27 protein-coding genes are annotated in these 26021 nt (G+C 70.2%); 11 read left to right on the top strand and 16 right to left on the bottom strand.

All coding sequences use genetic code 11. The annotated features are described in order from the left end of the window. The first annotated feature begins 99 nt into the window (after positions 1-99). The 5 genes from ACZ4VT_RS06620 to ACZ4VT_RS06600 all read left to right on the top strand — a co-directional run bounded on the left by ACZ4VT_RS06620 (position 100) and on the right by ACZ4VT_RS06600 (position 5032). Positions 100-1038 carry a coiled-coil domain-containing protein gene (locus ACZ4VT_RS06620; RefSeq protein ID WP_030708181.1) on the top strand — a complete coding sequence of 313 codons (939 nt, stop codon included), beginning with the start codon at positions 100-102 and terminating at the stop codon, positions 1036-1038. Positions 1039-1141: 103 nt separating this feature from the next. After that, positions 1142-2164: an ABC transporter ATP-binding protein gene (locus ACZ4VT_RS06615; protein WP_467947176.1), complete on the top strand. Its 1023-nt coding sequence runs from the start codon at positions 1142-1144 to the stop codon at positions 2162-2164. Between the two features lie 2 nt (positions 2165-2166). Further along, on the top strand, positions 2167-2937 hold the full coding sequence (locus tag ACZ4VT_RS06610; protein ID WP_467947210.1) for an ABC transporter permease: 771 nt from the start codon (positions 2167-2169) through the stop codon (positions 2935-2937). A 146-nt stretch (positions 2938-3083) separates the two neighbouring features. Beyond that, on the top strand, positions 3084-4199 hold the full coding sequence (locus ACZ4VT_RS06605) for an ABC transporter ATP-binding protein (RefSeq protein ID WP_467947174.1): 1116 nt from the start codon (positions 3084-3086) through the stop codon (positions 4197-4199). Beyond that, positions 4196-5032 (top strand): ABC transporter permease, encoded by an 837-nt coding sequence (locus ACZ4VT_RS06600; RefSeq protein ID WP_467947172.1) that lies wholly within the window; start codon positions 4196-4198, stop codon positions 5030-5032. Before ACZ4VT_RS06605 ends, ACZ4VT_RS06600 begins: the two co-directional genes overlap by 4 nt. Positions 5033-5055: 23 nt before the next feature. Here the strand turns inward: ACZ4VT_RS06600 and ACZ4VT_RS06595 are convergent, their stop codons facing one another. Next, entirely contained in the window at positions 5056-5382 is a 327-nt protein-coding gene (locus ACZ4VT_RS06595) for an ATP/GTP-binding protein (protein ID WP_150259404.1), read from the bottom strand. A gap of 230 nt (positions 5383-5612) precedes the next feature. Here ACZ4VT_RS06595 and ACZ4VT_RS06590 point away from each other — a divergent pair, with 230 nt between their 5' ends. Then, complete coding sequence (locus ACZ4VT_RS06590; RefSeq protein ID WP_467947170.1) at positions 5613-6644, top strand: LLM class flavin-dependent oxidoreductase; 1032 nt, start codon at positions 5613-5615, stop codon at positions 6642-6644. Between the two features lie 15 nt (positions 6645-6659). Here the strand turns inward: ACZ4VT_RS06590 and ACZ4VT_RS06585 are convergent, their stop codons facing one another. Then, positions 6660-7052: an SCO5389 family protein gene (locus tag ACZ4VT_RS06585; RefSeq protein WP_030660337.1), complete on the bottom strand. Its 393-nt coding sequence runs from the start codon at positions 7050-7052 to the stop codon at positions 6660-6662. A 220-nt stretch (positions 7053-7272) separates the two neighbouring features. On the opposite strand from ACZ4VT_RS06585, the gene nucS reads away from it, so the two are divergent. Beyond that, positions 7273-7944, top strand: a complete 672-nt coding sequence (gene nucS / locus ACZ4VT_RS06580) for an endonuclease NucS (RefSeq protein WP_467947168.1) — start codon at positions 7273-7275, stop codon at positions 7942-7944. A gap of 95 nt (positions 7945-8039) precedes the next feature. Here the strand turns inward: nucS and ACZ4VT_RS06575 are convergent, their stop codons facing one another. The 3 genes from ACZ4VT_RS06575 to ACZ4VT_RS06565 form a co-directional block, all read right to left on the bottom strand. Continuing rightward, positions 8040-10562 (bottom strand): ATP-binding protein, encoded by a 2523-nt coding sequence (locus ACZ4VT_RS06575; protein WP_467947167.1) that lies wholly within the window; start codon positions 10560-10562, stop codon positions 8040-8042. A gap of 192 nt (positions 10563-10754) precedes the next feature. Next, positions 10755-11078 carry an STAS domain-containing protein gene (locus tag ACZ4VT_RS06570; RefSeq protein WP_467947165.1) on the bottom strand — a complete coding sequence of 108 codons (324 nt, stop codon included), beginning with the start codon at positions 11076-11078 and terminating at the stop codon, positions 10755-10757. Between the two features lie 177 nt (positions 11079-11255). After that, complete coding sequence (locus ACZ4VT_RS06565) at positions 11256-12104, bottom strand: 3-hydroxyacyl-CoA dehydrogenase family protein (protein WP_030708166.1); 849 nt, start codon at positions 12102-12104, stop codon at positions 11256-11258. 226 nt (positions 12105-12330) lie between these two features. On the opposite strand from ACZ4VT_RS06565, the gene ACZ4VT_RS06560 reads away from it, so the two are divergent. Then, a complete protein-coding gene (locus ACZ4VT_RS06560; RefSeq protein ID WP_467947163.1) occupies positions 12331-12903 on the top strand; it encodes a cob(I)yrinic acid a,c-diamide adenosyltransferase in 573 nt (190 codons plus the stop codon). A gap of 4 nt (positions 12904-12907) precedes the next feature. Here the strand turns inward: ACZ4VT_RS06560 and ACZ4VT_RS06555 are convergent, their stop codons facing one another. Continuing rightward, on the bottom strand, positions 12908-13480 hold the full coding sequence (locus tag ACZ4VT_RS06555; RefSeq protein WP_467947161.1) for a hypothetical protein: 573 nt from the start codon (positions 13478-13480) through the stop codon (positions 12908-12910). Between the two features lie 161 nt (positions 13481-13641). Between ACZ4VT_RS06555 and ACZ4VT_RS06550 the strand changes: the two genes are divergently transcribed. The 3 genes from ACZ4VT_RS06550 to ACZ4VT_RS06540 all read left to right on the top strand — a co-directional run bounded on the left by ACZ4VT_RS06550 (position 13642) and on the right by ACZ4VT_RS06540 (position 17512). Beyond that, the gene (locus ACZ4VT_RS06550) at positions 13642-14826 is read left to right on the top strand and encodes a sensor histidine kinase (protein ID WP_467947159.1); all 1185 of its coding nucleotides are present in this window, start codon (positions 13642-13644) and stop codon (positions 14824-14826) included. After that, on the top strand, positions 14823-15476 hold the full coding sequence (locus ACZ4VT_RS06545; protein ID WP_351293219.1) for a response regulator transcription factor: 654 nt from the start codon (positions 14823-14825) through the stop codon (positions 15474-15476). Before ACZ4VT_RS06550 ends, ACZ4VT_RS06545 begins: the two co-directional genes overlap by 4 nt. Positions 15477-15658: 182 nt before the next feature. Beyond that, complete coding sequence (locus ACZ4VT_RS06540; protein ID WP_467947157.1) at positions 15659-17512, top strand: glycosyl hydrolase family 18 protein; 1854 nt, start codon at positions 15659-15661, stop codon at positions 17510-17512. 63 nt (positions 17513-17575) lie between these two features. Here ACZ4VT_RS06540 and ACZ4VT_RS06535 read toward each other — a convergent pair whose 3' ends face one another. The 10 genes from ACZ4VT_RS06535 to ACZ4VT_RS06490 all read right to left on the bottom strand — a co-directional run bounded on the left by ACZ4VT_RS06535 (position 17576) and on the right by ACZ4VT_RS06490 (position 26017). Next, positions 17576-18022 carry a DUF2550 domain-containing protein gene (locus ACZ4VT_RS06535; RefSeq protein WP_362800894.1) on the bottom strand — a complete coding sequence of 149 codons (447 nt, stop codon included), beginning with the start codon at positions 18020-18022 and terminating at the stop codon, positions 17576-17578. Positions 18023-18186: 164 nt separating this feature from the next. After that, a complete protein-coding gene (locus ACZ4VT_RS06530; protein WP_030708154.1) occupies positions 18187-18558 on the bottom strand; it encodes a F0F1 ATP synthase subunit epsilon in 372 nt (123 codons plus the stop codon). A gap of 165 nt (positions 18559-18723) precedes the next feature. Further along, positions 18724-20166, bottom strand: a complete 1443-nt coding sequence (gene atpD, locus ACZ4VT_RS06525; RefSeq protein ID WP_467947155.1) for a F0F1 ATP synthase subunit beta — start codon at positions 20164-20166, stop codon at positions 18724-18726. Further along, on the bottom strand, positions 20166-21083 hold the full coding sequence (locus ACZ4VT_RS06520) for a F0F1 ATP synthase subunit gamma (RefSeq protein WP_467947153.1): 918 nt from the start codon (positions 21081-21083) through the stop codon (positions 20166-20168). The genes atpD and ACZ4VT_RS06520 overlap by 1 nt, the downstream gene beginning before the upstream one ends. 20 nt (positions 21084-21103) lie before the next feature. Further along, a complete protein-coding gene (gene atpA / locus ACZ4VT_RS06515) occupies positions 21104-22699 on the bottom strand; it encodes a F0F1 ATP synthase subunit alpha (protein ID WP_467947151.1) in 1596 nt (531 codons plus the stop codon). Positions 22700-22828: 129 nt separating this feature from the next. Continuing rightward, entirely contained in the window at positions 22829-23644 is an 816-nt protein-coding gene (locus tag ACZ4VT_RS06510; RefSeq protein WP_327264467.1) for a F0F1 ATP synthase subunit delta, read from the bottom strand. Next, positions 23641-24183, bottom strand: a complete 543-nt coding sequence (locus ACZ4VT_RS06505) for a F0F1 ATP synthase subunit B (RefSeq protein ID WP_053705305.1) — start codon at positions 24181-24183, stop codon at positions 23641-23643. The genes ACZ4VT_RS06510 and ACZ4VT_RS06505 overlap by 4 nt, the downstream gene beginning before the upstream one ends. 40 nt (positions 24184-24223) lie before the next feature. Then, positions 24224-24451, bottom strand: a complete 228-nt coding sequence (atpE, locus tag ACZ4VT_RS06500; protein WP_030386954.1) for an ATP synthase F0 subunit C — start codon at positions 24449-24451, stop codon at positions 24224-24226. An 80-nt stretch (positions 24452-24531) separates the two neighbouring features. Beyond that, entirely contained in the window at positions 24532-25338 is an 807-nt protein-coding gene (atpB, locus tag ACZ4VT_RS06495; protein WP_467947208.1) for a F0F1 ATP synthase subunit A, read from the bottom strand. 241 nt (positions 25339-25579) lie between these two features. Beyond that, a complete protein-coding gene (locus ACZ4VT_RS06490) occupies positions 25580-26017 on the bottom strand; it encodes a hypothetical protein (protein ID WP_467947149.1) in 438 nt (145 codons plus the stop codon). Positions 26018-26021 lie beyond the last annotated feature (4 nt).

Below are 26021 nucleotides of genomic sequence, written 5' to 3'. Positions count from 1 at the left end.
ATCAAACGCGGATTGACTCGATGACACGCCGCTTGGGCGCCTAGGATTCCCCTTAACACCTCACGTAGCACCTCATCGGTCTCATTCGACAGGAACCCCATGAGCGACACTTCCTCCCCCTTCGGCTTCGAGCTCGTGCGGCGTGGTTACGACCGTGGTCAGGTGGACGACCGCATTACCAAGCTGGTCTCCGACCGCGACAGCGCCCTTGGACGTATCAACTCTCTGGAAAAGCGGATCGAGGAGTTGCACCTCGAGACGCAGAACGCCCAGGCCCAGGTGAACGACGCCGAGCCGTCGTACGCCGGTCTCGGCGCCCGGGTCGAGAAGATCCTGCGGCTGGCCGAGGAAGAGGCGAAGGACCTGCGCGAGGAGGCCCGTCGCGCGGCCGAGCAGCACCGCGAGCTCGCCGAGTCGGCCGCCCAGCAGGTGCGCAACGACGCCGAGTCGTTCGCCGCCGACCGCAAGTCGAAGGCGGAGGACGAGGGCGTCCGCATCGTCGAGAAGGCGAAGGGCGACGCGTCGACCCTGCGCGCGGAGGCCCAGAAGGACGCGGCCTCCAAGCGCGAGGAGGCCGACGCGCTGTTCGAGGAGACCCGCGCCAAGGCCGCCCAGGCCGCGGCGGACTTCGAGACCAACCTGGCCAAGCGCCGCGAGCAGTCCGAGCGCGACCTGGCCTCGCGTCAGGCCAAGGCCGAGAAGCGCCTCGCCGAGATCGAGCACCGCGCGGAGCAGCTGCGCCTGGAGGCCGAGAAGCTGCGTACGGACGCGGAGCGCCGCGCCCGGCAGACGGTGGAGACCGCGCAGCGCCAGGCCGAGGACATCGTGGCCGACGCCAACGCCAAGGCGGACCGTATCCGCAGCGAGTCCGAGCGCGAGCTGGCGGCGCTCACCAACCGCCGCGACTCGATCAACGCGCAGCTCACCAACGTCCGCGAGATGCTGGCGACGCTCACCGGTGCGGCCGTCGCCGCGGCCAACCCGATCGTGGACGACGAGCCGGTCAGCCGCGGCGTCCCGGCGCAGCAGAGCCGCTGAGGACCGGCGGGTCGAAACCCGTCACACGTGCTTGGCCCGACCGAGGGCCCTGTGTCACCTTTTCGAGGTGGCGTAGGGCCCTCGGGCGTTCTAGCGTGGCCGCATGATCGAGCTAGAGGGACTTACCAAACGATTCGGCGCGAAGACCGCCGTGGACAACCTCAGCTTCCAGGTCCGACCGGGGGTGGTGACCGGCTTCCTCGGCCCCAACGGGGCAGGGAAGTCCACGACCATGCGCATGATGCTCGACCTCGACAATCCGACCAGCGGGACGGTCCGGATCGACGGGAAGCACTACCGCGAGCTGCCGGAACCGCTGAAGCACATCGGGGCGCTGCTGGACGCGAAGGCCATGCACGGCGGCCGCAGCGCGTACAACAACCTTCTCTGTCTGGCCCAGTCGAACGAGATCCCGCAGAACCGGGTCGACGAGGTACTGGACCTGGTCGGACTGACGGCCGTGGCGAAGAAGAAGTCCAAAGGATTTTCGCTGGGCATGGGCCAGCGGCTGGGAATCGCCTCCGCACTGCTGGGCGATCCGGAAATCCTGATGTTCGACGAACCCGTCAATGGTCTGGACCCGGAGGGAATTCTCTGGATCCGCAATCTGATGAAGGGCCTGGCGGCAGAGGGACGGACGATCTTCGTGTCCTCCCATCTGATGAGTGAAATGGCGCTGACCGCAGACCATTTGGTCGTCATCGGTCAAGGGAGGCTTCTGGCCGATCTGTCGATGGCCGAATTCATTCAGCAGAACTCCCGCAGTTACGTCCGGCTGCGCTCCCCGCAGCAGGAACGGCTCAAGGACGTCCTGCACGACGCCGGGATCAACGCCGTCAGCGTCCCCGCCACCGGCACGCTGGAGATCGACGGAGCGAGCGCGGAACAGCTCGGCGAGCTCGCCGCCCGGCACCAGATCGTGCTGCACGAGCTCAGCCCGCAACGGGCCTCACTGGAAGAAGCGTTCATGCGCATGACGGCCGACTCCGTCGAATACCACGCCCACGCACCGGGCGCACCCGGCGCCCCGGTCCCCCCGGGCATGGCCGCCGACAACCCCGCCCGGCCGGCCGACGTCCCCGCCTGGGGCGCCGCCTACGAGGCGACGCGCAAGGGCGGCGAGTGACCATGGCCTTCAACGCCGTCCTCAAGTCCGAGTGGACCAAGATCCGCACGGTCGCCTCCACCAGCTGGACCCTCGCCCTCGTCTTCCTCGTCACCGCGGGTTTCGCCGCGCTGTTCAGCGCCACGTTCGACCAGAACAATCTGGATCCGGCCCAGCAGGCCACCTTCGATCCCACCGCGATGAGCTTCGCCTCGATGCAGTTCGGTCAGCTGGCGATGATCGTCTTCGGTGTGATGGTCGTGAGCACCGAGTACAGCACGGGCATGATCCGCACCTCACTGGCCGCCGTACCGCGCCGCGGGCACTTCCTGCTCGGCAAGATGGCGGTGGCGACGACGCTGGCCCTGGCCGTGGGGCTGCTGACCAGCTTCGTGTCGTTCTTCCTCACCCAGGCGCTCCTCGGTGACCTCGGCATCGGCCTCGGCGAGGAGAACGTGCTGCGCGCCCTGATCGGCGCCGCGCTGTACCTGGCGCTGCTCGCCCTGTTCTGCATGGGCGTGGCGACCATGCTGCGCAGCTCGGTCGCCGCCATCAGCATCCTGATCCCGTTCTTCCTGATCGTCTCGAACCTCCTGAACGGTTTCGAGGCGACCCGTACGGTCGGCCAGTACCTGCCGAGCAACGCCGGGGCGCGGATCATGCAGGTCGTACCCAACGCCTTCGGGTCTCCCGAGACCCCGTACGGCCCGTGGGGCGGCTTCGGGATCATGGTCCTCTGGACGCTGGCCGCGGTACTCGGGGGCTACGCCGTCCTCCGCAAGAGGGATGCCTGACCTCCTGCCGACGTACTACGGGGGATCCCCGGGTCGGTCTCAGGGGCAGCTCAGGGATCCGGCCCGGGACGGAACCAGAGGAAGCTCGTTATCCTCTTAACCCTTACGCGGGCGAAAGTCGTCCCGGCCTGGTAAGGGGCAGCAAGATGATCGAGGCAGTCGGCCTGACCAAGCGCTACGGCGCCAAGACCGCCGTCGACCAGTTGTCCTTCCAGGTCAAGCCGGGTCACGTCACGGGATTCCTGGGGCCCAACGGCTCCGGGAAGTCCACCACCATGCGCATGATCGTGGGCCTGGACCGGCCGACCTCCGGTCATGTCACGATCAACGGCCGGCCCTTCCGGGACCTCCCGAACGCCCAGCGGCACGTCGGGGCCCTGCTCGACGCCAAGGCCGTGCACGGCGGCCGCCGGGCCCGTACGCACCTGCTCTCCATCGCCCAGCTCTCCGGGATCCCGGAGAAGCGGGTGGACGAGGTGCTGGCCGTGGTCGGGCTCCAGGACGCCGCCCGGCAGCGCACGAAGGGCTTCTCGCTCGGCATGGGCCAGCGGCTCGGCATCGCCACCGCCCTGCTCGGCGACCCGCAGGTGCTGCTGTTCGACGAGCCGGTCAACGGGCTCGACCCCGAGGGCATCCTCTGGGTCCGCAACCTCATGCGCCGGCTCGCCTCCGAGGGCCGCACCGTCTTCGTCTCCTCGCACCTGATGAGCGAGATGGCGCTGACCGCCGACCACCTGATCGTGATCGGGCGGGGGCGGCTGCTGGCCGATATGGGCACCCAGGAGTTCATCGCGCACAACTCGGCCGGATTCGCTCGGGTGCGCGCGGCCGACACTGATCCAAATGGCCGGGAGACGCTGGGTACGGCCCTCACCAAGGCGGGCGGCCGGGTGCTCCAGGAGCCCGGCGGAGCACTGCGCGTGACCGGTCTGGAGCTGTCCCGCATCTCGGACCTCGCGCACCGGGCCGGCGTACGGCTGTGGGAGCTGTCACCGCACCACGCCTCGCTGGAGGAGGCGTACATGCGGATGACCCAGTCCGCTGTCGAGTACACCTCCACCGAGGACCCGCGGGCCGAGCTCTGGGAGCCCGAACCGCTGACCCTCCCGGCGTGGGAGGAGGAACCGGCGGCACCGGAGGTACCGCGGACGGGCTTCTTCGCGCCGCCGCCGCCCGGAGCGGGCGGGCAGCCCTTCCTCATGCCCGGCAATCCCGGCGAGCTCGCGAGCACCGCCAAGAAATCCCCCGAGGACACACGATGACCCCGCCGACCACGACGCCGGAGCGGCCGCGGAGCTACAGCTCTTCCCTTCCCACGCCGCGGCCGCACCTGGGGCACGCGGTGGCCTCGGAGTGGACCAAGCTGATCTCCATCCGCTCCACCCTGTGGACGCTGGGCTCGCTCGTGCTCATCGTCGTGGGCGTCGGGCTGCTCTTCGTCTCGCAGACCTCGGACGAGGACTACGCGGGGATCACCTTCACCACGCCCGCCCTCTTCGGCCTCCTGGTCGGCGAGATCGCGGTGATGGTCCTCGGCGTGCTGACCATCACCTCGGAGCACGGCACCGGGCTGGCGCGGACCACGTTCACCGCCGCCCCGGACCGCTACCGGGTGCTCACCGCGAAGTACCTCGTCTTCAGCGCCACGGCCCTCGTCACCACCATGCTGTCCGTCTTCGTGGTCGGGATCGCCGCGTCGCTCGTCCACGACGGTGCCGCGGCCGGCTCCCACGCCGCCCACGAGTGGTTCGGCGCGCTGCTCGGCTGCCTGTACGTCACCCTGCTCGGCGTGCTCGCGCTCGCGATCGGCGCACTGGTGCGGCACTCCGCCGGGGCGATCGCCGTCATGCTCGGCCTGGTCACGCTGCCGCCGGTGATAGGGGCCATGCTCAGCGGCTGGGAAGCCGTGGCGCCCGTCGGGCGGGCCATCCTCCAGCGCAACGTGCCGGTGGCGCTGAGCCAGCTCTTCGGCTTGGAGGAGGGCGGCGACCTGGGCGCGGCGCCCAGCGTCCTGTCGCACGTGCTGCTCATCGTGCTGGTGACGGGCGCGGCGGTGACCGCCTCGTACCTGTCGGTCGGCCGCCGGGACGTCTAGGACGTCCAGGACGTCCGGGGGTTCTAGTACCTCGGCGCGTTACGGGACCGCTGCACCTTCGAGGTGCGGCGGTCCTTCGCGTTCCAGCAGGCCTTGTGCCAGTGCCGCCGGTCGTCCACGCCGCCGTACTCCGGCCAGGCCACCAGGTGCGGGGTGCCGGAGGGGATCTCCTGGTCGCAGCCGGGGCAGCGGTAGCGCTTGCCGGCCGCGCTGGCGCCGGCGACGTGCCGCACCTTCCAGTCCTCGCCCTGATACTCCTCGGTGCGCTCCAGCCCGTAGCGGTCGAGGCCGGTGCCGGGGCGTTCGTCCGGGGTCTCGCCGCCCCTGGGGCGGTTGTTGCGCGGTGACACGTATACCTCACGGAAGGGCGGACGGCAGTGACTTTCTCCCAGACTACGCGCAGCGAGGCCGGGTACCCGCAGGGTGGCTGAGGAAGGCTGCGGTCCGAAGAGGAATGGCCCGACAATCCCAATAACTTTCCTGTCAGCCCGTGCCTTTGGCACGTGTCAGACGTTGTTGCCATAGGAAGAACCGGTCCACCTGGGGGGAGGCCGCGTCAGCCGCGAGGAGGGTAAAGGCGATGCGCGTAGGAGCGTTTGTACTGGCGGCCCAGTTCCCGGGCCAGGGACAGGGAGAGGCACTGCACCGGGCGGTGCGGACCGCCGAGGTGGCCGAGGAGGCCGGGCTCGACTCGGTCTGGCTCGCCGAGCACCACTTCGTCCCGTACGGGGTCTGCCCCTCGGCGGTGACCCTGGCGGCCCTGCTGCTCGGCCGGACCCGGCGGCTTCGGGTGGGCACGGCGGTGAGCGTGCTGCCGAGCACGCACCCGGTGGCCCTCGGCGAGCAGGCGGCGCTGCTGCACGTGACCTCGGGCGGCCGCTTCACCCTGGGGGTCGGCCGCGGCGGGCCGTGGGTCGACCTGGAGGTGTTCGGGGGCGGCCTGGACTCGTACGAGAACGGTTTCCCGGAGGCCCTGGACCTGCTGCGGCGCTGGCTGACGGAGGCGCGGGTGGGAGCCGCCGGCGAGCGGTACGGCTTCCGCGAGGTGGCCGTCGTACCGCGGCCGTCGGAGGCCCTGGACGGGGACGGCCAGGGACCCGAGGTCATCGTGGCGTGCACCTCTCCCGCCTCCGTACGGCTGGCCGCGCAGCGGGGGCTGCCGATGCTCCTCGGCATGCACTGCGGGGACGAGACCAAGGCGGAGATGGTCGCGCTGTGGCGCGCCACGGCGCTGGCGGCGGGCCACTCGCGGGAGCACGTGGCCGGCGCGGGACACGTCTCCGCCGGGGTGTGCCAGCTCGCGGACCGCACGGCGGACGCCCGCGAGACCCTGCTCAAGGCGATGCCGGGCTGGCTCAAGCAGGGCCTGGACGCGCACGTGACCGTGGACGGACGGGTGCGCGCGATGCGGGATCCGGTCGCGTACACGGAACTGCTGTGCGACCTGCACCCGGTGGGCACCGCGGAGGTGGCGGCGGACCGGCTGGCGGCCACGTCCGCACGGACGGGGATCACGCGCTTCGCCCTCCTGACGGAGGGCTCCGGCGATCTCGCCGCGACGGAGGAGAACGTACGACGACTCGGCGTCGAGGTCCTGCCCCGCCTCGGCTGAGATCGACCGGACTGCTTAGCAGTCCCGCAGTTCGGGAGACTGGTTGAGCAGCTGACCGCGGATCGAAGTGAACTTGGCCAGCCGGTCGTCCACCGAGGGGTCGAGCGGGAACACCGCAACCCGGTGACAGTTCTGGAATGCCAGGCGCACTCCGAAGTGCCGCTGCAGGGCACCCCGTATCGCGTCACTCGCGAGGGCACGCAACAGCTGCCCCCGCGCCTGCTCGTCGGGCGGCGGCGTCTGGTTGTCGGCGAACTGTCCGCCGTCCACCTTCAGCTGGGCCACCAGAGAGCTGATCATCTCCCATGCGTAGGGCAGGGAGGTCCGGACGCAGTCGACGAAAGCGGCTTCGTCGACCTCGCCTCGCTCGGCCTGTTCGAGTAGGGCCGGTGAGACGTCGAGCGACATGGGTTCTCCTCTCGCGACCCCGGCTGATTGGGTTGCCGGAGTCTTACGGGCAGGGAAGGAGGTCGCGACGCAGAGTGCACGCTCCGCCACCTCCCGCTCACCACGGTAGGCGCCCCATGGGTGGCGCACCAGGAGAATGCGCATACAACGCGCCATCCGCGAAGGGGGCTTTCAGGGGCGAATCGCGTGGAGGCCTTCTCGTCGAGTAGCGTTGCCGACCATGCGTCTCGTCATTGCCCGCTGCTCCGTCGACTACGCGGGCCGGCTCACCGCCCATCTGCCCTCGGCACCCCGTCTGATCCTCGTGAAGGCCGACGGCAGTGTCTCGATCCACGCGGACGACAGGGCGTACAAACCGCTCAACTGGATGTCGCCCCCGTGCACCCTCAAGGAGGGGAGCGGTGATGACGCCGGGGTGTGGACGGTCATCAACAAGGCGGGCGAGAAGCTCATCATCACCATGGAGGAAGTCCTGCACGACTCCTCCCACGAGCTCGGCACCGACCCGGGACTCATCAAGGACGGCGTCGAGGCACACCTCCAGGAACTCCTGGCGGACCGCATCGAAACGCTGGGCGAGGGCTACAGCCTGATCCGGCGCGAGTACATGACGGCCATCGGTCCGGTGGACATCCTGTGCCGGGACGCCTCCGGCGCGACGGTGGCCGTGGAGATCAAGCGGCGCGGTGAGATCGACGGCGTCGAGCAGCTGACCCGCTACCTGGAGCTGCTCAACCGCGACCCGCACCTGGCGCCGGTCCGGGGCATCTTCGCCGCCCAGGAGATCAAGCCGCAGGCCAAGGTGCTGGCGACGGACCGCGGAATGGACTGCGTGGTGCTGGACTACAACGCGCTGCGCGGCATCGAGGACGACAAGCTCCGCCTGTTCTGATCCCCGGCCGCGCCCGGCTGCCCCACCGACCGACCGCCCACCGACCGACCGCTGACGCAACGGCTCCGTCCCTTCGGGGACGGAGCCGTCGGCGTTCACGGGCCCGCGGGGGGCGAGGCGGCGGTGGCCGTGACCACCTGGGTCGCCGTCGGCGACGGCTCGGTGGTCTCGGTGGGCGTCGGGGACGGCCCCGCGGTGGTCGGCGGGGGCGAAACGGACGACGGCGGCGGGGAGTTCGGCGGCGTCGCGGACGGGCGGCGCGACGGGGTCCGGCCCGGCGTGCGGCCCGGGGTCGGGGCGGCGGCGCTCTGTCCCGGCTGCGCGGCCTCCGACGCGGGGGCCGAGGCCGCCGGCGGCTCTGGAGCAGGATCGTTCCCGCTGGTGCCCCGGGCGGTCGACGGGGCCACGGCCGACGGGGTCGAGGAGACCGCCGGGCCCTGCTCCGCCGGGGTGTCGTCCGAGGAGCCCAGCGCCAGGGCCACGACCGTGCCCAGCGCCACCACCGTCAGGGCTCCCGCCCCGGCCAGCAGCACCAGCCGGCGCCGGTCCGGGCGCCGGTCCGGCGCGGGCGCGGCCTTCGGGGCGGCGGGCGCCTCCGGCTTGGGCGACAGCGGGAAGGCGTCCTCGAACACCTCCGACAGCGTCGTGGGCGGCTCCCCGCTCCGGTTCACCGGCACCACCGGGGTCATCCGCGTCACCGCCTCGGCGGAGACCGGGACCACGGGGGCGACGCGGGTCGAGAGGGCCGGCCGGTTCGCGGCCGGGGCGGCCTTGGCGAGCGGCCCGGTCGGTGCGGACGAGGCCGCCGAGGTTGAGGGGGTGGCGGAGATGGCCGGGGTGGCGGGGGTGGCCGGGGTGGCGGGGGTCGCCACCGTCAGCGCCTCCGAAGCCGCCGCCGGCGCGGCTGGTGCCTCCAGCCTCAGTGGCGGCGACGCCGCCTCCGTCTCCCGGTCCACGACCAGCGCCAGCGCGCGCCGCCCGGCCACCGTGCCCCGCTTGTCGGCCAGCGCGCCGCGCAGCCCGATCGAGGTCTCCAGCTCGGCCCGGGCCCGGTCCAGGCGCCCCTCGCACAGGGCCAGCACGCCGAGCTCGTGGTGGAAGTACGCCTGCTCGGCGACCTCTCCCGCCTTGCGCGCGGCCTCCGCTCCGGAGCGCAGCACCCGTTCCCACGCCTCCCAGTGCAGCGAGCCCGCGAAGGCCGGAGCCGCCGTCCGCGCCAGCAGCACCGCCGCCACCACGTCGGCGCCGGCCAGCGCCGCGAGCACCGCGTCCGCCTCGGCCGCGACCCGCTCCGGGGTCACCGAGGCGTGCCCGGTCCACCAGGCGTAGTGCCGGGCGGCCGTACGGGCCTCCTCCGCGGCGGTGTCCCCGTACGCGGCCTCCTCCAGCTGTCGTGCGACGCCGGCGGCCAGCCGGTAGCGCGTCCCGACGGGCGTCAGCAGCCCGCAGGCCAGCAGCTCCGCCACCGCCGTGTCGGCGTGGGTGTCCCCCACCAGAGCCGGCAGGTGCGCGTGGTGCGGCAGCTCCCCGCCGAGCGCGCAGGCGATCCGCAGGGCCGCCCGCGCCGACTCGCTGACCCGCGAGGCCAGCAGTTCGGCCGGGGCCGCGCCCTCGGCGAGCGTCGGCAGCGGCACCTGCGTGCGGTCGCGGGGGCGCTCGTCGAAGACGCCGGGCTCCTCCTCGTCGTCGTCCTCGGCGGTGTGGTTGAGCTCGTCCCGCTGCCGCAGCAGCGCGGCGGCCTGTACGAAGCGCAGCGGCAGCCCCTCGGAGGCGAACCGCAGGTCCCCCGCCCAGGCGGTCTCCTCGTCCGTCAGCGGCCGTCCGACGCCCGCTTCGAGCAGTTCCACGCAGTCGGCCTTGCCGAGCCCGGTGAGGAAGACCTCCTCGATGTGCGAGTCGTCGGAGGGGGAGCGGGTGTCGGGGGACGTGGCGAGGAGGTAGGCGCATTCGGGGGTGGCGCGCAGCAGTTCGTCGAGGGCGGGACCGCCCATCTCCAGGTCGTCGAGGAGGACGATGGCGCCGATGTCCCGCACGCGGGCGAGGAGCTCGTCCCGCTCGGGCCGCTCCCCCGGGGCCTCGTACACGGTCGCGTAGAGCGTCTGGAGGAGTTCCGAGGGCTGCTGGTGCCCGTACCCGGAGAGCCGTACGACGCCGTCGGGCGCGAGGCCCGCGCACCGGGCGGCGACCGCGTCGAGCAGCACGCTGCGGCCGGATCCGGAAGGCCCGGTCAGCCGTACGGACCGGCCCCGTGCCAGCAGCCGGACGAGGCGCTCCTGCTCCTCTTCGCGGCCGAGCAGGGAGGGTATGAGGCCGCCGGGGCCCGGCAGGGCGGGTACCCGGGCCGCGCTCTCCCGGGCCGCAAGGGCGGCCGCGTCGCGCTTGGCGGGGCGGCCCCGCTCGGTGCCGGGGCGGAGCGGCTCGATCTCACTGCCGTCGACCGGGTTGACGGTGAGGGTGAAATCGCCCGCGGTGAGGGTGACGACCCGCGCGGGTCCGTGGGGCGTGGGCGCGGCGGTCGTGGCGGGCGCGGCCGGAGCCTGCCCGGATCCGGGCACGGGCGGCGCGGAGCCGCCTGCGGACTGCCCGTCCTGTTCGGTCTGCCCCTGTGTACGGTCCATGACCCAGTCCCCCGATCGCGGGCCGCGCGCCTCGCCGTCGTACCGCCCGGCCTCGGCGCACCCGCGGTCGCTCCTGGTCCGGTTTCCGCCCGAACCCTAGACCGTGGCCGGTGGTCCGGGAAACCGCAGGGGGGCGATCACCACCGGACCGTTACGTTTCCGCAGGAAATGCAAAGGTCAGAGGCCTGCCGTTCAGGCGCGGGGCAGGGACTCCGCCTCCAGGCCGCCCTCGATGGCGAGGATCCGGTGCAGGCGCGTCGCGACGAGCAGCCGCTGCATCTGGGGCGGCACCCCGCGCAGGACGAGGCGCCGGCCGGTCCGGCCGGCCCTCCGGTGCGCGCCCATGATCACGCCGAGGCCGGTCGCGTCCCAGGAGTCGAGCCCGGTGAGGTCGAGCACGAGGTCGCCGTGGCCGTCGTCGAGCGCGGTGTGGAGGGCCGTACGGGCGTCCGCCGCGCTGCGCACGTCGAGGCGGCCCCCGACAGCGAGTTCGGCGTGGTCGCCCCTGATGTGCATGTGTACTCCCGGCAGTACTGCGTACGTATGGTCCGACTGGTCCGTGGTCGGCAACTCTCACTTCAACTGACTGCCCCACGGGCAGGGAAGTTGCCGACCGTGAGCGAACCGATACCTAATTCACCCTGAGGGGTGAAGGAGACATTCGAACGGTGGTGCTCAGTGGCTGGCCCGGCCTCAGTGCTTGTAGAAGCCCTGGCCGCTCTTGCGGCCGATGTCGCCCGCGTCCACCATCCGGCGCATGAGCTCCGGCGGCGCGAACTTCTCGTCCTGCGACTCGGTGTAGATGTTGCTGGTGGCGTGCAGCAGGATGTCGACGCCCGTGAGGTCGGCGGTGGCCAGCGGTCCCATCGCGTGGCCGAAGCCCAGCTTGCACGCGATGTCGATGTCCTCGGCGGACGCCACGCCCGATTCGTACAGCTTGGCGGCCTCGACGACCAGCGCGGAGATCAGACGGGTCGTCACGAAGCCGGCGACGTCGCGGTTGACGACGATGCAGGTCTTGCCGACGGACTCGGCGAACGCCCGCGTGGTGGCGAGGGTTTCGTCGCTCGTCTTGTAGCCGCGCACGAGCTCGCACAGCTGCATCATCGGGACGGGCGAGAAGAAGTGCGCGCCGACGACCCGCTCCGGACGCTCCGTCACGGCCGCGATCTTGGTGATCGGGATGGCGGAGGTGTTGGAGGCGAGGATCGCGTCCTCACGGACGATCTTGTCGAGGGCCCGGAAGATCTCGTGCTTGATCTCGATCTTCTCGAAGGCGGCCTCCACGACGATGTCCACGTCGGCCACCGCGTCGAGGTCGGTGGTCGTCGTGATGCGCGCGAGCGCCGCCTCGGCGTCCTCGGCCGTCAGCTTGCCCTTGGAGACGAACTTGTCGTACGAGGCCTTGATCCCGTCCGTGCCACGGGTCAGCGCGGCGTCGGTGACGTCGCGCAACACGACGTCCCAACCCGCCTGAGCGGAGACCTGAGCGATCCCGGAACCCATCAGTCCGGCACCGATGACGGCGAGCTTCCCAGCCACTGCACACCCCACGTTCTTCACATGACCAGTCTCGAATACGGCACGGCCTCGTAGCCACTCCGGCGGAGACTAGCGCCCGGGCGGTGCGGTGTGACCGCGAAGTAACACGCGTCACGTCTCAGATGACGGACATCACACCGGTACGGCCCAGCACCCCTGCCCGGCCCTCCAGTTCACCCGTCCTCCGGCTCGCCGCGGCCGGGGGCGGTCCGTCTACGCTGGCCGCATGGTGAACCTCACGCGCATCTACACCCGTACCGGCGACTCGGGCACGACCGCCCTCGGCGACATGAGCCGCACGGCCAAGACCGACCTGCGGATCTCCGCGTACGCCGACGCCAACGAGGCCAACGCGGCCATCGGGACGGCCATCGCGCTCGGCGGGCTGCCGGCGGAGGTCGTGAAGGTCCTGGTCCGCGTGCAGAACGACCTGTTCGACGTGGGCGCCGACCTGTGCACGCCGGTGGTCGAGAAGCCGGAGTACCCGCCGCTGCGGGTGGAGCAGTTCTACATCGACAAGCTGGAGGCGGACTGCGACCTCTTCCTGGAGCAGGTGGAGAAGCTGCGCAGCTTCATCCTGCCCGGCGGCGCGCCCGGCGCGGCCCTGCTCCACCAGGCCTGCACGGTGGTCCGGCGCGCCGAGCGCTCGACGTGGGCGGCCCTGGAGGTGCACGGCGAGGTGATGAACCCGCTGACCGCCACCTACCTGAACCGCCTCTCCGACCTCCTGTTCATCCTGGCCCGGGTGGCCAACAAGGAGGTCGGCGACGTGCTGTGGGTGCCGGGCGGCGAGCGGTAGGACGCTATCGGCCGGCCTTCGCCAGCGCGGGCCGCTCCTCGACGCCTGCGGGGGCCTTTTTCGGCCAGATCGTGTACGCGACGGCGACCAGGGCGTGGATGCCGGCCGCGCGCAGGGCGCCGAACTGCCACGCCTTGAGCGAGCTGACGTCGCCCGCGTCGCCGACGTACCAGATGGCCACCTGGAGCAGGCCGAGGGCGACGGCGGCCGCGACGACGGTACGGACCCACAGCTTCCACTCGTGCACGGCCCGCGCCTTCCCGTACCCGGCGCCGGCCGGCTTGGGCCCCCCGGCCAGCCGGTGGGCGGCGTGCCCGTCGAGCCACTTGATCGTGTAGTGGCCGTACCCGACGGTGTAGCCGATGTAGAGCGCGGCCAGACCGTGCTTCCAGTCCGGCTCGGCGCCGTTCTTGAGGTCGAGCGTGGTCACCACCAGCAGGACCAGCTCCATCAGCGGCTCGCACAGCAGGACCGCCGCCCCCAGCCGGGGCATCCGCGCGAGGTAGCGCAGGGCCAGTCCGGCCGCCAGCAGCACCCAGAAGCCGACCTCACACGCGATGATCAGGGCGACGATCACGGGACTCTCCGTCCGCTCGGTTCTCCGTTCCCTCCAGACTCCCGTCCGGCCGGGCCCGTTTCGTCGTCGCCATTGACCATGTGGGCCTGCATCCTTCGATGTAGCCGCACCTCGGCCCCTCCGCCGACGTGCGCGGCCCGCGCACCCTGTTGGATGGGACCGTGACCGAGAAGAGCCTGCGCCCCCACCGTGACGACGTCTTCCTCGCGGTGGTCAGCACGGTCGCGGGCCTGGCCTTCTGGTCGCTCGGCGTCTACAGCAGCCCCGGCCGCGACTTCCTGCCGGCCTGGGCGGCCCTGGTCCCGCTCGTGGCCCTCGGCTCGATGGAGCTGCTGCGCCGCACCAAGCCGAATCTGACCCTGGCCGTCGGCACCCTCGGGGTGGTCGCCGACCAGTTCACGGTCGGCAGCCTCGCCACCGTCGTGATCTTCACCGACCTGATGTACGCCGCCGTCGTGTACGGAAAGCCGGCCATGGCCCGGCGGCTCCCGGTCACCACCGGCCTGATCACCATCGTGGTCACCATCGCCTCGGTGGCCTGGCTGCGCACCCCGCAGGCCCTGCTGATCGGCGTGATCACCGGCATCGTGAGCTTCGGCCCGGCCCTGACCGGCGCCACCCTGCGCAACCACCGCGAGGCCGCCGTGGCCGCCCGGCTGCGGGCCGAGCAGACCGCGCTGCTGGCCGAGATGGACCGTAGTCAGGCCGTGGCCGCCGAGCGTGCCCGGATGGCCCGGGAGCTCCACGACATGGTGGCCAACCACCTTTCCGCCATCGCCATCCACTCCACCGCCGCGCTCTCCATCGACACGGCCGCGACCAGCCGCGACGCGCTCGGCGTGATCCGCGAGAACAGCGTGCAGGGGCTGGCCGAAATGCGGCGTCTGATCGGGCTCCTGCGGGATGCCGGCGGTGACCAGGCGCCGGTCGCCGTGCCCTCGCTGCACGGCCTGGACGCCCTGATCGCGCAGGCCCGGACCAACGGCTCGGCGAGCGGGCTGACCTTCGTACTCCACGACGAGCGGCCGTCCGGGGAGTCCGCGGCGGCCCCCGTGGAGCTGGCGGCGTACCGGATCGTGCAGGAATCGCTCACCAACGCGCTCAAGCACGCCGCCCCGGGCACGGTCACGATCCGCGTGGCGCACACGGACGGGCTGCTGACCGTGGGGGTGGACTCTCCCTACGGGGACCGGCCGGGCCCCCGCGCGCCCGGCTCCGGCGCGGGGCTGATCGGCATGCGGGAGCGGACGGAGCTGCTGGGCGGAGCGTTCACGGCGGGCCGGTCCGGCGCGGTGTGGCAGGTGCGGGCGACCTTGCCCGCGGAGGAGAAGGCGGTGGAGGCATGACCATCCGGGTGGTGGTGGCGGAGGACCAGAGCGCGGTGCGGGCCGGGCTGGTGCTCATCCTGCGCAGCGCGGGGGACGTCGAGGTGGTGGGCGAGGCCGGCGACGGGGAGGAGGCGGTGCGCCTGGCCCGGGAGCTGCGGCCGGACCTCGTGCTCATGGACGTGCAGATGCCCCGGCTGGACGGGGTGTCCGCGACGCGTCAGGTGGTCGCGGAGGGGCTGGCCGATGTGCTGGTGCTGACCACCTTCGACCTCGACGAGTACGTCTTCGGGGCGCTGCGGGCGGGAGCCGCGGGCTTCCTCCTGAAGAACGCGGACGCGGCGGAGCTGATCGAGGCGGTACGGACGGTCGCGCGCGGGGAGGGGCTGATCGCCCCGGCGGTGACGAGGCGGCTGATCGCCGAGTTCGCGGCGCCCCGGCCGGCCCGGGCCACCCCGGCGCCGGAGACGGCCGCGGCGGTGGCCTCGCTGACCCCGCGGGAGCGGGAGGTGCTGAGCGCGCTGGGCGAGGGCCTGTCGAACGCGGAGATCGCCCAGCGGCTGGAGATGGCGGAAGCGACGGCGAAGACGCACGTCAGTCGCCTGCTCGGCAAGCTGGAACTGCGCAGCCGACTCCAAGCCGCGGTGCTGGCGCAGGAGTTGGGGATATAGCCCGGGCTCCGGGCGGCCATGCGCGGACCGGTCTGGACCTCTTGACGGTTGGTCCAGACCTTTCTACGCTCGCCGCAACACTGTGGTGAGCGTGCCATGACAAAGCGTGCTCACGGGCGGCGCAGGTCCCACCCCCATGTCGAGGTCCCCCACGACCGAGACGGACCTACGGAGGATCACCCTTGAGCACAGCATCCCCACCCCGCACCAGGCGCACCCGGTTCTTCACCCGCGTCGCGGCGATCGTGGCCGCGCTCGCCCTGCCCGTCACCGGGCTCGTCGTACTCGCCGCCCCGGCCCAGGCGGCCGCCGCGGCGACCGCGACGTACACCAAGGTCTCCGACTGGGGCACCGGCTTCGAGGGCAAGTGGGTGGTGAAGAACACCGGCACCACCACCCTCACCAGCTGGACCGTGGAGTGGGACTACCCGGCCGGCACCTCGGTCACCTCGGCCTGGGACGCCACCGTCACCAGCTCGGGCACCCACTGGACGGCCAAGAACGTCGGCTGGAACGGCACCCTCGCCCCCGGCGCGAGCGCCAGCTTCGGCTTCAACGGCGCCGGCGGCGGCTCCCCCACCGGCTGCAAGATCAACGGCGCCTCCTGTGACGGCTCCACCCAGCCCGGCGACGCTCCCCCCTCGTCCCCGGGCGCCCCGTCCGCCTCCAACATCACCGAGACCTCGCTGACGCTGAGCTGGGGCGCCGCCACCGACGACAAGGGCATCAAGAACTACGACGTCTACCGCGACGGCGCCAAGATCGCCACGGTCACCGGCACCACCTACGCCCAGACGGGCCTGACCAAGGGCACCACGTACGGCTACCACGTGGTCGCGCGCGACACGATCGACCAGACCGGCGCCCCGTCGGTGACCGGGTCGTTCACGACGGCCGGCGGCACCCAGCCCCCGGACGCGGGCGGCAAGGTCAAGCTCGGCTACTTCACCGAGTGGGGCGTCTACGGGCGCAACTACCACGTGAAGAACCTGGTCACCTCGGGTACCGCGAGCAAGATCACCCACATCAACTACGCCTTCGGCAACGTCCAGAACGGCCAGTGCACCATCGGTGACGCCTACGCCGACTACGACAAGGCCTACACCGCCGACCAGAGCGTCGACGGCGTCGCCGACACCTGGGACCAGCCGCTGCGCGGCAACTTCAACCAGCTGCGCAAGCTGAAGAAGGCCTACCCGAACATCAAGATCCTGTGGTCCTTCGGCGGCTGGACCTGGTCCGGCGGATTCCCGCAGGCCGCGGCCAACCCGACCGCCTTCGCCCAGTCCTGCCACAACCTCGTCGAGGACCCGCGCTGGGCCGACGTCTTCGACGGGATCGACCTGGACTGGGAGTACCCGAACGCCTGCGGACTGTCCTGTGACACCAGCGGCGCGGCCGCCTTCAAGAACCTGATGCAGGCGACGCGCGCCAAGTTCGGCGCGAACAACCTGGTCACCGCCGCCATCACCGCCGACGCCTCCAGCGGCGGCAAGATCGACGCGGCCGACTACGGCGGCGCCGCGCAGTACGTCGACTTCTACAACGTCATGACGTACGACTTCTTCGGTGCCTGGGCGGCGCAGGGCCCGACGGCCCCGCACTCCCCGCTCACCTCGTACGCGGGCATCCCGCAGGCCGGCTTCAACTCGGCCGACGCCATCGCCAAGCTGAAGGCCAAGGGCGTCCCCGGCGCCAAGCTCAACCTCGGCATCGGCTTCTACGGCCGCGGCTGGACCGGCGTCACCCAGGCCGCCCCCGGCGGCACCGCCACCGGCCCCGCCCCTGGCACGTACGAGCAGGGCATCGAGGACTACAAGGTGCTCAAGACCAGCTGCCCGGCCACCGGCACGATCGCCGGCACGGCGTACGCGAAGTGCGGCAGCAACTGGTGGAGCTACGACACCCCCGCCACCATCGCCGGGAAGATGACCTGGGCCAAGCAGCAGGGCCTCAAGGGAGCCTTCTTCTGGGAGTTCAGCGGGGACACCACGAACGGTGAGCTCGCGAACGCCATCCACACCGGGCTGCAGTAAAAGACGGAAGCCGGGGAGACGGGTCCGCCCCCGTCTCCCCGGCTTCTTCACGTCCTGAAGGCCTCAGGCCACGTTCACCCTCTGCCCCGGAGGCGCGGCCTCCAGCCAGGCCAGGAACCCGGTCAGCGCGTCCTCGCTCATCGCCAGCTCCAGGCGGGTCCCGCGGTGGACACAGCCGAGCACGACGGCGTCGGAGAGCAGGGCCAGCTCCTCCTCGCCCTCCGGGGCGCGGCGGGCGACGACCTCGATGGAGGACCGCTCCAGCAGCCGGCGCGGCCGGTGCGCGTACGAGAACACCCGGAACCATTCGATCCGGTCACCGCTGTAGCGCGCGACCCCGTACACCCAGCCCTTGCCGGAGACGTCGGGCTTGTCGGCCACGCCCCAGCGCATGCTGCAGTCGAAGGTCCCGCCGGACCGCTGGATGAGCCTGCGGCGCAGCCCGAAGACAAACAGCCCGATCACCACCAGGGCTACAACCAGGCCGCTCACAAGCAGAGCGAGGAGCATCTTCACCGACCTCCTCGCTCATCGAATACCGCATGAGAAAAAACAGACCTGCATCGCCTCAGCCGCGACCCGGTCTGGAAAATTCCAGAACGGACCGCGGCTGAGGTCTGCCGAGTCCCGGCGGTCGCCCCCCGGTACTCAGCGGTTCAAACTCCGACGGGCGTTCAGCCCGTTACGGCGCGCAGCCGGACATCAGCGCGACGCTCGGCGGCGGCGTCCGCCTCCGCCTTCGCGCGCTCCAGTGCCCGCTCCGCACGCTGGACGTCAATCTCGTCCGCGAGCTCGGCGATCTCGGCCAGCAGGGACAGCTTGTTGTCCGCGAACGAGATGAAACCGCCGTGCACCGCGGCGACGACAGTGCCGCCCTCGCTGGTGCGGATGGTCACAGGGCCCGATTCCAGCACACCGAGAAGCGGCTGGTGACCGGGCATGACGCCGATGTCGCCGGACGTGGTGCGGGCGACAACAAGGGTGGCCTCGCCGGACCAGACATTGCGGTCCGCCGCGACCAGCTCGACGTGCAGCTCAGCAGCCAAGGTGGCTCCTCGGGTCACCACCCGGCGGGTCAGCCGGGTGTTGGGTCAAATTCTAATGGGCGTGAGGAGAGGGACGGGACACACCCGCCCCTCTCCGTCTGCAGACACTGTCAGCCTTCGCTGGTGGCCTGCGAACCGGATGCGCCCCTCGCGGAGCGCGCCGGATCAGGAGACGCCCAGCTCCTTGGCGTTGGCCTTCAGGTCCTCGATGCCACCGCACAGGAAGAACGCCTGCTCGGGGAAGTGGTCGTAGTCACCGTCGCAGATCGCGTTGAACGCGGTGATCGACTCCTCGAGCGGAACGTCCGAACCGTCCACGCCGGTGAACTGCTTCGCCACGTGGGTGTTCTGCGACAGGAAGCGCTCGACGCGACGGGCACGGTGGACAACGAGCTTGTCCTCCTCGCCCAGCTCGTCGATACCGAGGATCGCGATGATGTCCTGGAGGTCCTTGTACTTCTGCAGGATCCCCTTGACGCGCATCGCCGTGGCGTAGTGGTCCGCCGCGATGTACCGCGGGTCGAGGATGCGGGACGTCGAGTCCAGCGGGTCCACGGCCGGGTAGATGCCCTTCTCGGAGATCGGACGGGAGAGAACCGTCGTCGCGTCGAGGTGGGCGAAGGTGGTCGCCGGCGCCGGGTCGGTCAGGTCGTCCGCGGGGACGTAGATCGCCTGCATCGAGGTGATCGAGTGACCACGGGTCGAGGTGATGCGCTCCTGGAGGAGACCCATCTCGTCGGCCAGGTTCGGCTGGTAACCCACCGCGGAGGGCATACGGCCGAGCAGGGTCGACACCTCGGAACCCGCCTGGGTGTACCGGAAGATGTTGTCGATGAAGAACAGCACGTCCTGCTTCTGCACATCGCGGAAGTACTCCGCCATGGTCAGACCGGCCAGCGCGACGCGAAGACGCGTGCCCGGGGGCTCGTCCATCTGACCGAAGACAAGCGCCGTCTTGTCGATGACGCCGGACTCGGCCATCTCCTCGATGAGGTCGTTGCCCTCACGGGTACGCTCACCGACACCCGCGAAGACCGACACACCGTCGTGGTTGTTGGCGACGCGGTAGATCATTTCCTGGATCAGAACGGTCTTGCCGACACCGGCACCACCGAACAGACCGATCTTTCCACCCTTGACGTACGGGGTGAGAAGGTCGATGACCTTGACGCCGGTCTCGAACATCTCGGTCTTCGACTCGAGCTCGTCGAAGCGGGGCGCCTTGCGGTGGATCGGCCAGCGCTCGGTGACCTCGGCGTTCGTCTCCGGGTAGTTGAGCACCTCACCCAGGGTGTTGAACACCTTGCCCTTGGTGAAGTCACCGACGGGGACGGTGATGCCCTCGCCCGTGTCGGTCACCGCGGCCTGGCGGACCAGACCGTCGGTCGGCTGCATCGAGATGGTACGGACGAGGCCGTCACCCAGGTGCTGCGCGACCTCGAGGGTCAGGGTCTTCAGCGCGCCGTCCTGGGCCGGGTCGGCGACCTGGACCTTGAGGGCGTTGTAGATCTCGGGCATGGCGTCGACGGGGAACTCCACGTCGACGACCGGGCCGATGACCCGGGCGACGCGGCCCGTGGCGGCGGCCGTCTCAACAGTGGTCGTCATTACTTGTCACTCCCCGCGGTCGCGTCAGCCATGGCGCTCGCGCCACCGACGATCTCGCTGATTTCCTGGGTGATTTCGGCCTGGCGGGCCGCGTTGGCAAGCCGGGAGAGGCTCTTGATGAGGTCTCCGGCGTTGTCGGTCGCCGACTTCATCGCGCGGCGGCGGGCGGCGTGCTCGGAAGCGGCCGACTGCAGCAGTGCGTTGTAGATGCGGCTCTCGACGTAGCGCGGCAGAAGGGCGTCGAGGACGTCCTCCGCCGACGGCTCGAAGTCGAACAGCGGAAGGATCTCGCCCTTCGCGCCGTCCTCCTCCTCTGCCTTGTCGAGGCTGAGCGGCAGCATCCGGCCGTCGACCGCGTTCTGCGTCATCATCGACACGAATTCCGTGTAGACGACGTGCAGCTCGTCGACGCCGCCCTCGGCCGTGTCCAGCTGGATGGCCTCGATCAGCGGTCCGGCGACGCGCTTGGCGTCGGCGTAGGCCGGGCTGTCGGTGAAGCCGGTCCACGAATCCGCGACCTTGCGCTCGCGGAACCCGAAGTAGGCGACACCCTTGCGGCCGACGATGTACGTGTCGACCTCCTTGCCCTCAGCGCGCAGCCGCTCGGTGAGCCGCTCCGCCTGCTTGATGGCGTTCGAGGAGTAGCCGCCGGCCAGACCGCGGTCGCTCGTGACGAGCAGGATCGCGGCACGGGTCGGCTGCTCGACCTCGGTCGTCAGGGCGTGCTTGGTGTTCGAACCGGTTGCCACCGCGGTCACCGCACGGGTGAGCTCGGTCGCGTACGGCATCGACGCCGCCACCTTGCGCTGCGCCTTGACGATGCGCGAGGCGGCGATCATCTCCATCGCCTTGGTGATCTTCTTGGTCGCCGTGATGGCACGGATGCGACGCTTGTAGACCCGGAGCTGCGCTCCCATGAGTCAGGTCCCTTCCGTCGTCACTTGGAGACGTTGACGGCCGGTGCGTCCTCGCCCAGGAGCTTGCCGTCCGAGGTCTCGAACTGCCGCTTGAAGCCGGTGATGGCGTCCGCGATGGAGGACAGGGTGTCGTCCGACATCTTGCCGCCGTCGGCGATGGAGGTGAGGAGGTCCTTGCGCTCGCGGCGCAGGTGCTCCAGCAGCTCCGACTCGAAGCGACGGATGTCGCCCACCGGGACGTCGTCCATCTTGCCGGTGGTGCCGGCCCAGACGGAGACGACCTGCTCCTCGACGGGCATCGGCTGGTACTGGCCCTGCTTCAGCAGCTCGACCAGGCGCTTGCCGCGCTCCAGCGAAGCCTTCGAAGCGGCGTCCAGGTCGGAACCGAAGGCGGCGAACGCCTCCAGCTCGCGGTACTGGGCGAGGTCCAGGCGCAGACGGCCGGAAACCTGCTTCATGGCCTTGTGCTGGGCGGAGCCACCGACGCGGGAGACCGAGATACCGACGTTCAGCGCCGGGCGCTGGCCCGCGTTGAACAGGTCGGACTCAAGGAAGCACTGGCCGTCGGTGATGGAGATGACGTTGGTCGGGATGAACGCCGACACGTCGTTCGCCTTGGTCTCGACGATCGGCAGACCGGTCATCGAACCGGCACCCATGTCGTCGGACAGCTTCGCGCAGCGCTCCAGCAGACGGGAGTGCAAGTAGAAGACGTCACCCGGGTAGGCCTCACGGCCCGGCGGGCGGCGCAGCAGCAGCGACACGGCGCGGTAGGCGTCGGCCTGCTTCGACAGGTCGTCGAAGATGATCAGGACGTGCTTGCCGGCGTACATCCAGTGCTGGCCGATGGCGGAACCGGTGTACGGCGCCAGGTACTTGAAGCCGGCCGGGTCGGACGCCGGGGCGGCGACGATCGTCGTGTACTCGAGCGCGCCGGCGTCTTCCAGGGCGCCGCGAACGGACGCGATGGTCGAGCCCTTCTGGCCGATGGCGACGTAGATGCAGCGAACCTGCTTGTTCACGTCGCCGGAGCGCCAGTTGTCGCGCTGGTTGATGATCGTGTCGACGGCCAGGGCGGTCTTACCCGTCTGACGGTCACCGATGATCAGCTGACGCTGGCCGCGGCCGACGGGGACCATCGCGTCGATGGCCTTGTAGCCGGTCTGCATCGGCTCGTGGACCGACTTGCGGACCATGACGCCGGGGGCCTGCAGCTCGAGGGCGCGGCGGCCTTCGGTCGCGATCTCGCCGAGACCGTCGATCGGGTTGCCGAGCGGGTCGACGACGCGGCCGAGGTAGCCCTCGCCGACGCCGACGGAGAGCACCTCACCGGTGCGCTGCACCGGCTGGCCCTCCTCGATACCGCTGAACTCGCCGAGGACGACCGCACCGATCTCGCGCTCCTCGAGGTTGAGGGCGAGACCGAGGGTGCCGTCCTCGAACTTCAGCAGCTCGTTCGCCATGGCGGAGGGCAGGCCCTCCACCTTCGCGATGCCGTCGCCGGCAACGCTGACCGTTCCGACCTCCTCGCGCGAGGCCGCGTCCGGCTGGTACGACTGGACAAAGTTCTCCAGTGCGTCCCGGATCTCCTCCGGCCGGATCGTGAGCTCCGCCATCTGGGTTCCCTGCTCTCCTTGTTGGGCCTGAAGCTTCTTAGGGGTCTGGGGGCGACCCCCAGGAATCTTCTGCAAGTTCTGCACGGCCCAACCGGGCCGCTAGGAATGCTTTGTTCTTTTGGTGGCTGGTCAGCCGGCCATGCGGCGGGACGCCTCTGCGAGGCGGTCCGCGATGGTGCCGTCGATGACCTCGTCGCCGACTCGCACCGAGATCCCGCCGAGGACCTCGGGGTCCACGTCGAGGTTCAGGTGCATCTGGCGGCCGTACAGCTTGGCCAGCACCGCGCCGAGGCGCGCCTTCTGCACGTCGCTGAGCGGAACCGCGCTGGTCACGGTGGCGACCATGCGGTCACGGCGCTCGGCGGCGAGCTTGGAAAGGGACTCGAGTCCCGCTTCCAGGCTACGTCCACGCGGGTGCGTGACAAGACGGATCACCAGGCGCTCGGTGACGGCGTTCACCTTGCCGCCGAGCAGGCTGCGCAGCAGCTCGCTCTTGGCGGAGGCGGTGGCCGCGCGGTCGGTCAGCGCGGAACGCAGCTCGGTGCTCGAGGAGACGATCCGGCCGAACCGGAACACCTCGTCCTCGACGTTGTCGAGCGCGTCGCCCTGCTGGGCCGCCGTGAGGTCGGCGGTGGCCGCCAGCTCCTCAAGCGAGTCCACCAGGTCGCGGGACTGCGACCAGCGGGACCGGACCATGCCGGACACCAGGTCGAGGGTCTCCCCGCCGACCTGGCCGCCGAGCAGCCGACCGGCCAGCTCGGCCTTGGCCTCGCCGGACTGCGCCGGGTCGGTGAGGACCCGACGCAGCGAGACCTCACGGTCGAGCAGCGCGGTGACGGCAGCCAGCTCACCGGCGAGCTTCGCCGCGTCGACGGACGTGTTGTCCGTCAGCGCGTCGAGACGCTCACGCGCGGAGGCCAGCGCCTCGCGGCTCGCTCCGTTCATCGGGCCGCCTCGGCCTTCTCCTCGAGCTCGCTGAGGAAACGGTCGATGGTGCGGCTCTGCCGGGCGTGGTCCTCAAGGGACTCGCCGACGAGCTTTCCGGCCAGGTCGGTGGCGAGCTTGCCCACGTCCTGACGCAGCGCCTGAGAGGCGGCCTTACGGTCGGCCGCGATCTGGGCGTGGCCGGCAGCGATGATCTCCTCACGCTGCCGCTGGCCCTCTGCGCGCAGTTCTTCCTTGAGCGCAGTGCCCTGCTCCAGCGCTTCCTGGCGCAGGCGCGCGGCCTCGTGCCGGGCTTCGGCGAGCTGGGCCTTGTACTGCTCCAGGACGCTCTGGGCCTCGGTCTGGGCGGATTCCGCCTTCTCGATACCGCCCTCGATGGCCTCGCGGCGCTCTTCCAGAACCTTGTTGATGTTCGGGAGGAGCTTCTTCGCGAGGAAACCGAAGACGATGACGAAGGCGAGCAGACCGATGACGAGCTCGGGGATCGGCGGGACGAGGGGGTTACCCGGCTCCTCGGCCGCGAGAACCAGGAGGTTCACATCAGTGCCTTTCGTCGATTCGGACTAGTCGTGGGGTTCGTCAGCTGTAGACGAACGGCATGACCAGACCGATGAGGGCGAGCGCCTCACAGAAGGCGAAGCCGAGGATCTGGTTGGCGCGGATCAGACCGGCAGCTTCGGGCTGACGGGCGAGCGCCTGGGTGCCGTTACCGAAGATGATGCCGACGCCGACGCCGGGGCCGATGGCCGCGAGGCCGTAGCCCACGGAGCTGAGGGAACCGGTGACGGCAGCAAGGGTCTGGGACATGCCAGTTCTTCCTTCTCTTTCACGGACCGGTGGGGGTTGGCCACCGGACGACTGGGGGGATTGCTTGGAGCGGGTCGCGCTCAGTGGTGCTCGGCGAGCGCGCCCTGCAGGAAGCTGCAAGCCAGGAGCACGAAGACGTAGGCCTGGACAGCCTGGATGAAGAGCTCGAACGCGGTCATCACGATGACCATGACGAACGAGACGCCCGCGTAGGCGATGCCGATCCCGTTCAGCAGGTACCAGCTGGCGATGGTGAACAGCAGCAGCAGGGTGTGACCGGCGAACATGTTCGCGAACAGTCGGACCGCGTGGGTGAAGGGCCGGACCAGGACGTTCGAGAAGAACTCGATCACCATGACCAGCGGCAGGATCCCGCCGAGCGACTTGTCGTAACCGGTGATGTTCTTGAAGCCGCCGACGAAGCCGTGGCGCTTGAAGGTCACCGACATCCACATGACGTAGATGACGGCGGCGAGACCGGCCGGGTACGCGATGACCGCGGTCACCGGGAACTGGGCGAGCGGGACGATCGACCAGAGGTTCATCATCCAGACGAAGAAGAACGTCGCGACCATGAAGGGCACGTACTTCTCGCCCTCCTTCTTGCCCATCGTCTCGTAGACGATGCCGCGGCGCACGAAGTCGTAGCCGGCCTCGGCGACCATCTGCAGCTTGCCCGGGACGACCTTCGGCTTCCGGAACGCGGCCCAGAAGAAGCCGACGATGATGACCGAGCCCAGCAGGGCCAGCAGCATCGTCTTGTTGAAGTACAGGCCGCTGTCGTCACCGAAGATCGGCTTGAACAGGAACGAGTACAGGGTCGGGCCCGGGAAGCCGCAGCCAGTGCCGTCTTCGAAATGACAATTGATCTCGAAGGCGAGCGTCATGTCAGCAGCACTCACCGCAGGGCTCCTTCAGCGTGGCGCATAGGTACGGCAACCTCGTTGTGTCGGCGCGGCGCGCAGCCGCGGTTCGGCACTGGACTGGTGTAACGGATGGTGGGGCGGCAGTCAGGCATCGAGCCTCGCGATGGAACAGGCGTCAGCTCAGATGCCCGCGCCCGCAGTGCCGCAGTTGGCACCGGACGATAGCAGGATCTCGAACGCCCACTTATCCCGGCCCTACCCTTCACGACTTCGGCCCCGGATTTTCGGGCTTGTCGCCCTTCACCGAGTCCGGTTCGACGTAAAGAATCTTGGCCTTCATATGAGCACGGGTCTGCGCGCCGATCCACACCAGGGTGGTGGCGACGAGCGTGATCGCGAACGCCTTGGGGTTGAACAGGGTGGTGTTCTTGAACGCCGCGACAAAGACGAAAAGCAGCAGGATCTGGGCCGTGTAGAGCATGAGCCCCATGGCCTGGAAAAGATGCGGGAGTGACCTCGCCGTGCGCTGCAGAACGACGAATCCGATGCCCATGAAAAGAATCACGACCAGCGTCGCGACGACGGCTCCGACCGCGCCCTTGCCGCCGACGACCAACGCGCTGATCACGGCGGCGATAGCGCCGGCTACAGCGGTGGGTACAGCGGCTTGCAGGAGGAGTCGGACGTCATCTGACCGCATGGCG

The organism is Streptomyces sp. NPDC029164, assembly GCF_055563995.1.
The sequence above is the reverse complement of the archived record's forward strand: the minus strand, read 5'-3'. Positions and strand labels throughout refer to the sequence as shown.

Excerpts from the sequence above, each read along its gene's own strand:
- ACZ4VT_RS06620 (WP_030708181.1), top strand. The coding sequence starts at position 100 with ATGAGCGACACTTCCTCCCCCTTCGGCTTCGAGCTCGTGCGGCGTGGT.
- ACZ4VT_RS06615 (WP_467947176.1), top strand. The coding sequence starts at position 1,142 with ATGATCGAGCTAGAGGGACTTACCAAACGATTCGGCGCGAAGACCGCC.
- ACZ4VT_RS06610 (WP_467947210.1), top strand. The coding sequence starts at position 2,167 with ATGGCCTTCAACGCCGTCCTCAAGTCCGAGTGGACCAAGATCCGCACG.
- ACZ4VT_RS06605 (WP_467947174.1), top strand. The coding sequence starts at position 3,084 with ATGATCGAGGCAGTCGGCCTGACCAAGCGCTACGGCGCCAAGACCGCC.
- ACZ4VT_RS06600 (WP_467947172.1), top strand. The coding sequence starts at position 4,196 with ATGACCCCGCCGACCACGACGCCGGAGCGGCCGCGGAGCTACAGCTCT.
- ACZ4VT_RS06590 (WP_467947170.1), top strand. The coding sequence starts at position 5,613 with ATGCGCGTAGGAGCGTTTGTACTGGCGGCCCAGTTCCCGGGCCAGGGA.
- ACZ4VT_RS06585 (WP_030660337.1), bottom strand. The coding sequence starts at position 7,052 with ATGTCGCTCGACGTCTCACCGGCCCTACTCGAACAGGCCGAGCGAGGC.
- nucS (WP_467947168.1), top strand. The coding sequence starts at position 7,273 with ATGCGTCTCGTCATTGCCCGCTGCTCCGTCGACTACGCGGGCCGGCTC.
- ACZ4VT_RS06575 (WP_467947167.1), bottom strand. The coding sequence starts at position 10,562 with ATGGACCGTACACAGGGGCAGACCGAACAGGACGGGCAGTCCGCAGGC.
- ACZ4VT_RS06570 (WP_467947165.1), bottom strand. The coding sequence starts at position 11,078 with ATGCACATCAGGGGCGACCACGCCGAACTCGCTGTCGGGGGCCGCCTC.
- ACZ4VT_RS06560 (WP_467947163.1), top strand. The coding sequence starts at position 12,331 with ATGGTGAACCTCACGCGCATCTACACCCGTACCGGCGACTCGGGCACG.
- ACZ4VT_RS06545 (WP_351293219.1), top strand. The coding sequence starts at position 14,823 with ATGACCATCCGGGTGGTGGTGGCGGAGGACCAGAGCGCGGTGCGGGCC.
- ACZ4VT_RS06535 (WP_362800894.1), bottom strand. The coding sequence starts at position 18,022 with ATGCTCCTCGCTCTGCTTGTGAGCGGCCTGGTTGTAGCCCTGGTGGTG.
- atpD (WP_467947155.1), bottom strand. The coding sequence starts at position 20,166 with ATGACGACCACTGTTGAGACGGCCGCCGCCACGGGCCGCGTCGCCCGG.
- ACZ4VT_RS06520 (WP_467947153.1), bottom strand. The coding sequence starts at position 21,083 with ATGGGAGCGCAGCTCCGGGTCTACAAGCGTCGCATCCGTGCCATCACG.
- atpA (WP_467947151.1), bottom strand. The coding sequence starts at position 22,699 with ATGGCGGAGCTCACGATCCGGCCGGAGGAGATCCGGGACGCACTGGAG.
- ACZ4VT_RS06510 (WP_327264467.1), bottom strand. The coding sequence starts at position 23,644 with ATGAACGGAGCGAGCCGCGAGGCGCTGGCCTCCGCGCGTGAGCGTCTC.
- atpE (WP_030386954.1), bottom strand. The coding sequence starts at position 24,451 with ATGTCCCAGACCCTTGCTGCCGTCACCGGTTCCCTCAGCTCCGTGGGC.
- atpB (WP_467947208.1), bottom strand. The coding sequence starts at position 25,338 with ATGACGCTCGCCTTCGAGATCAATTGTCATTTCGAAGACGGCACTGGC.
- ACZ4VT_RS06490 (WP_467947149.1), bottom strand. The coding sequence starts at position 26,017 with ATGCGGTCAGATGACGTCCGACTCCTCCTGCAAGCCGCTGTACCCACC.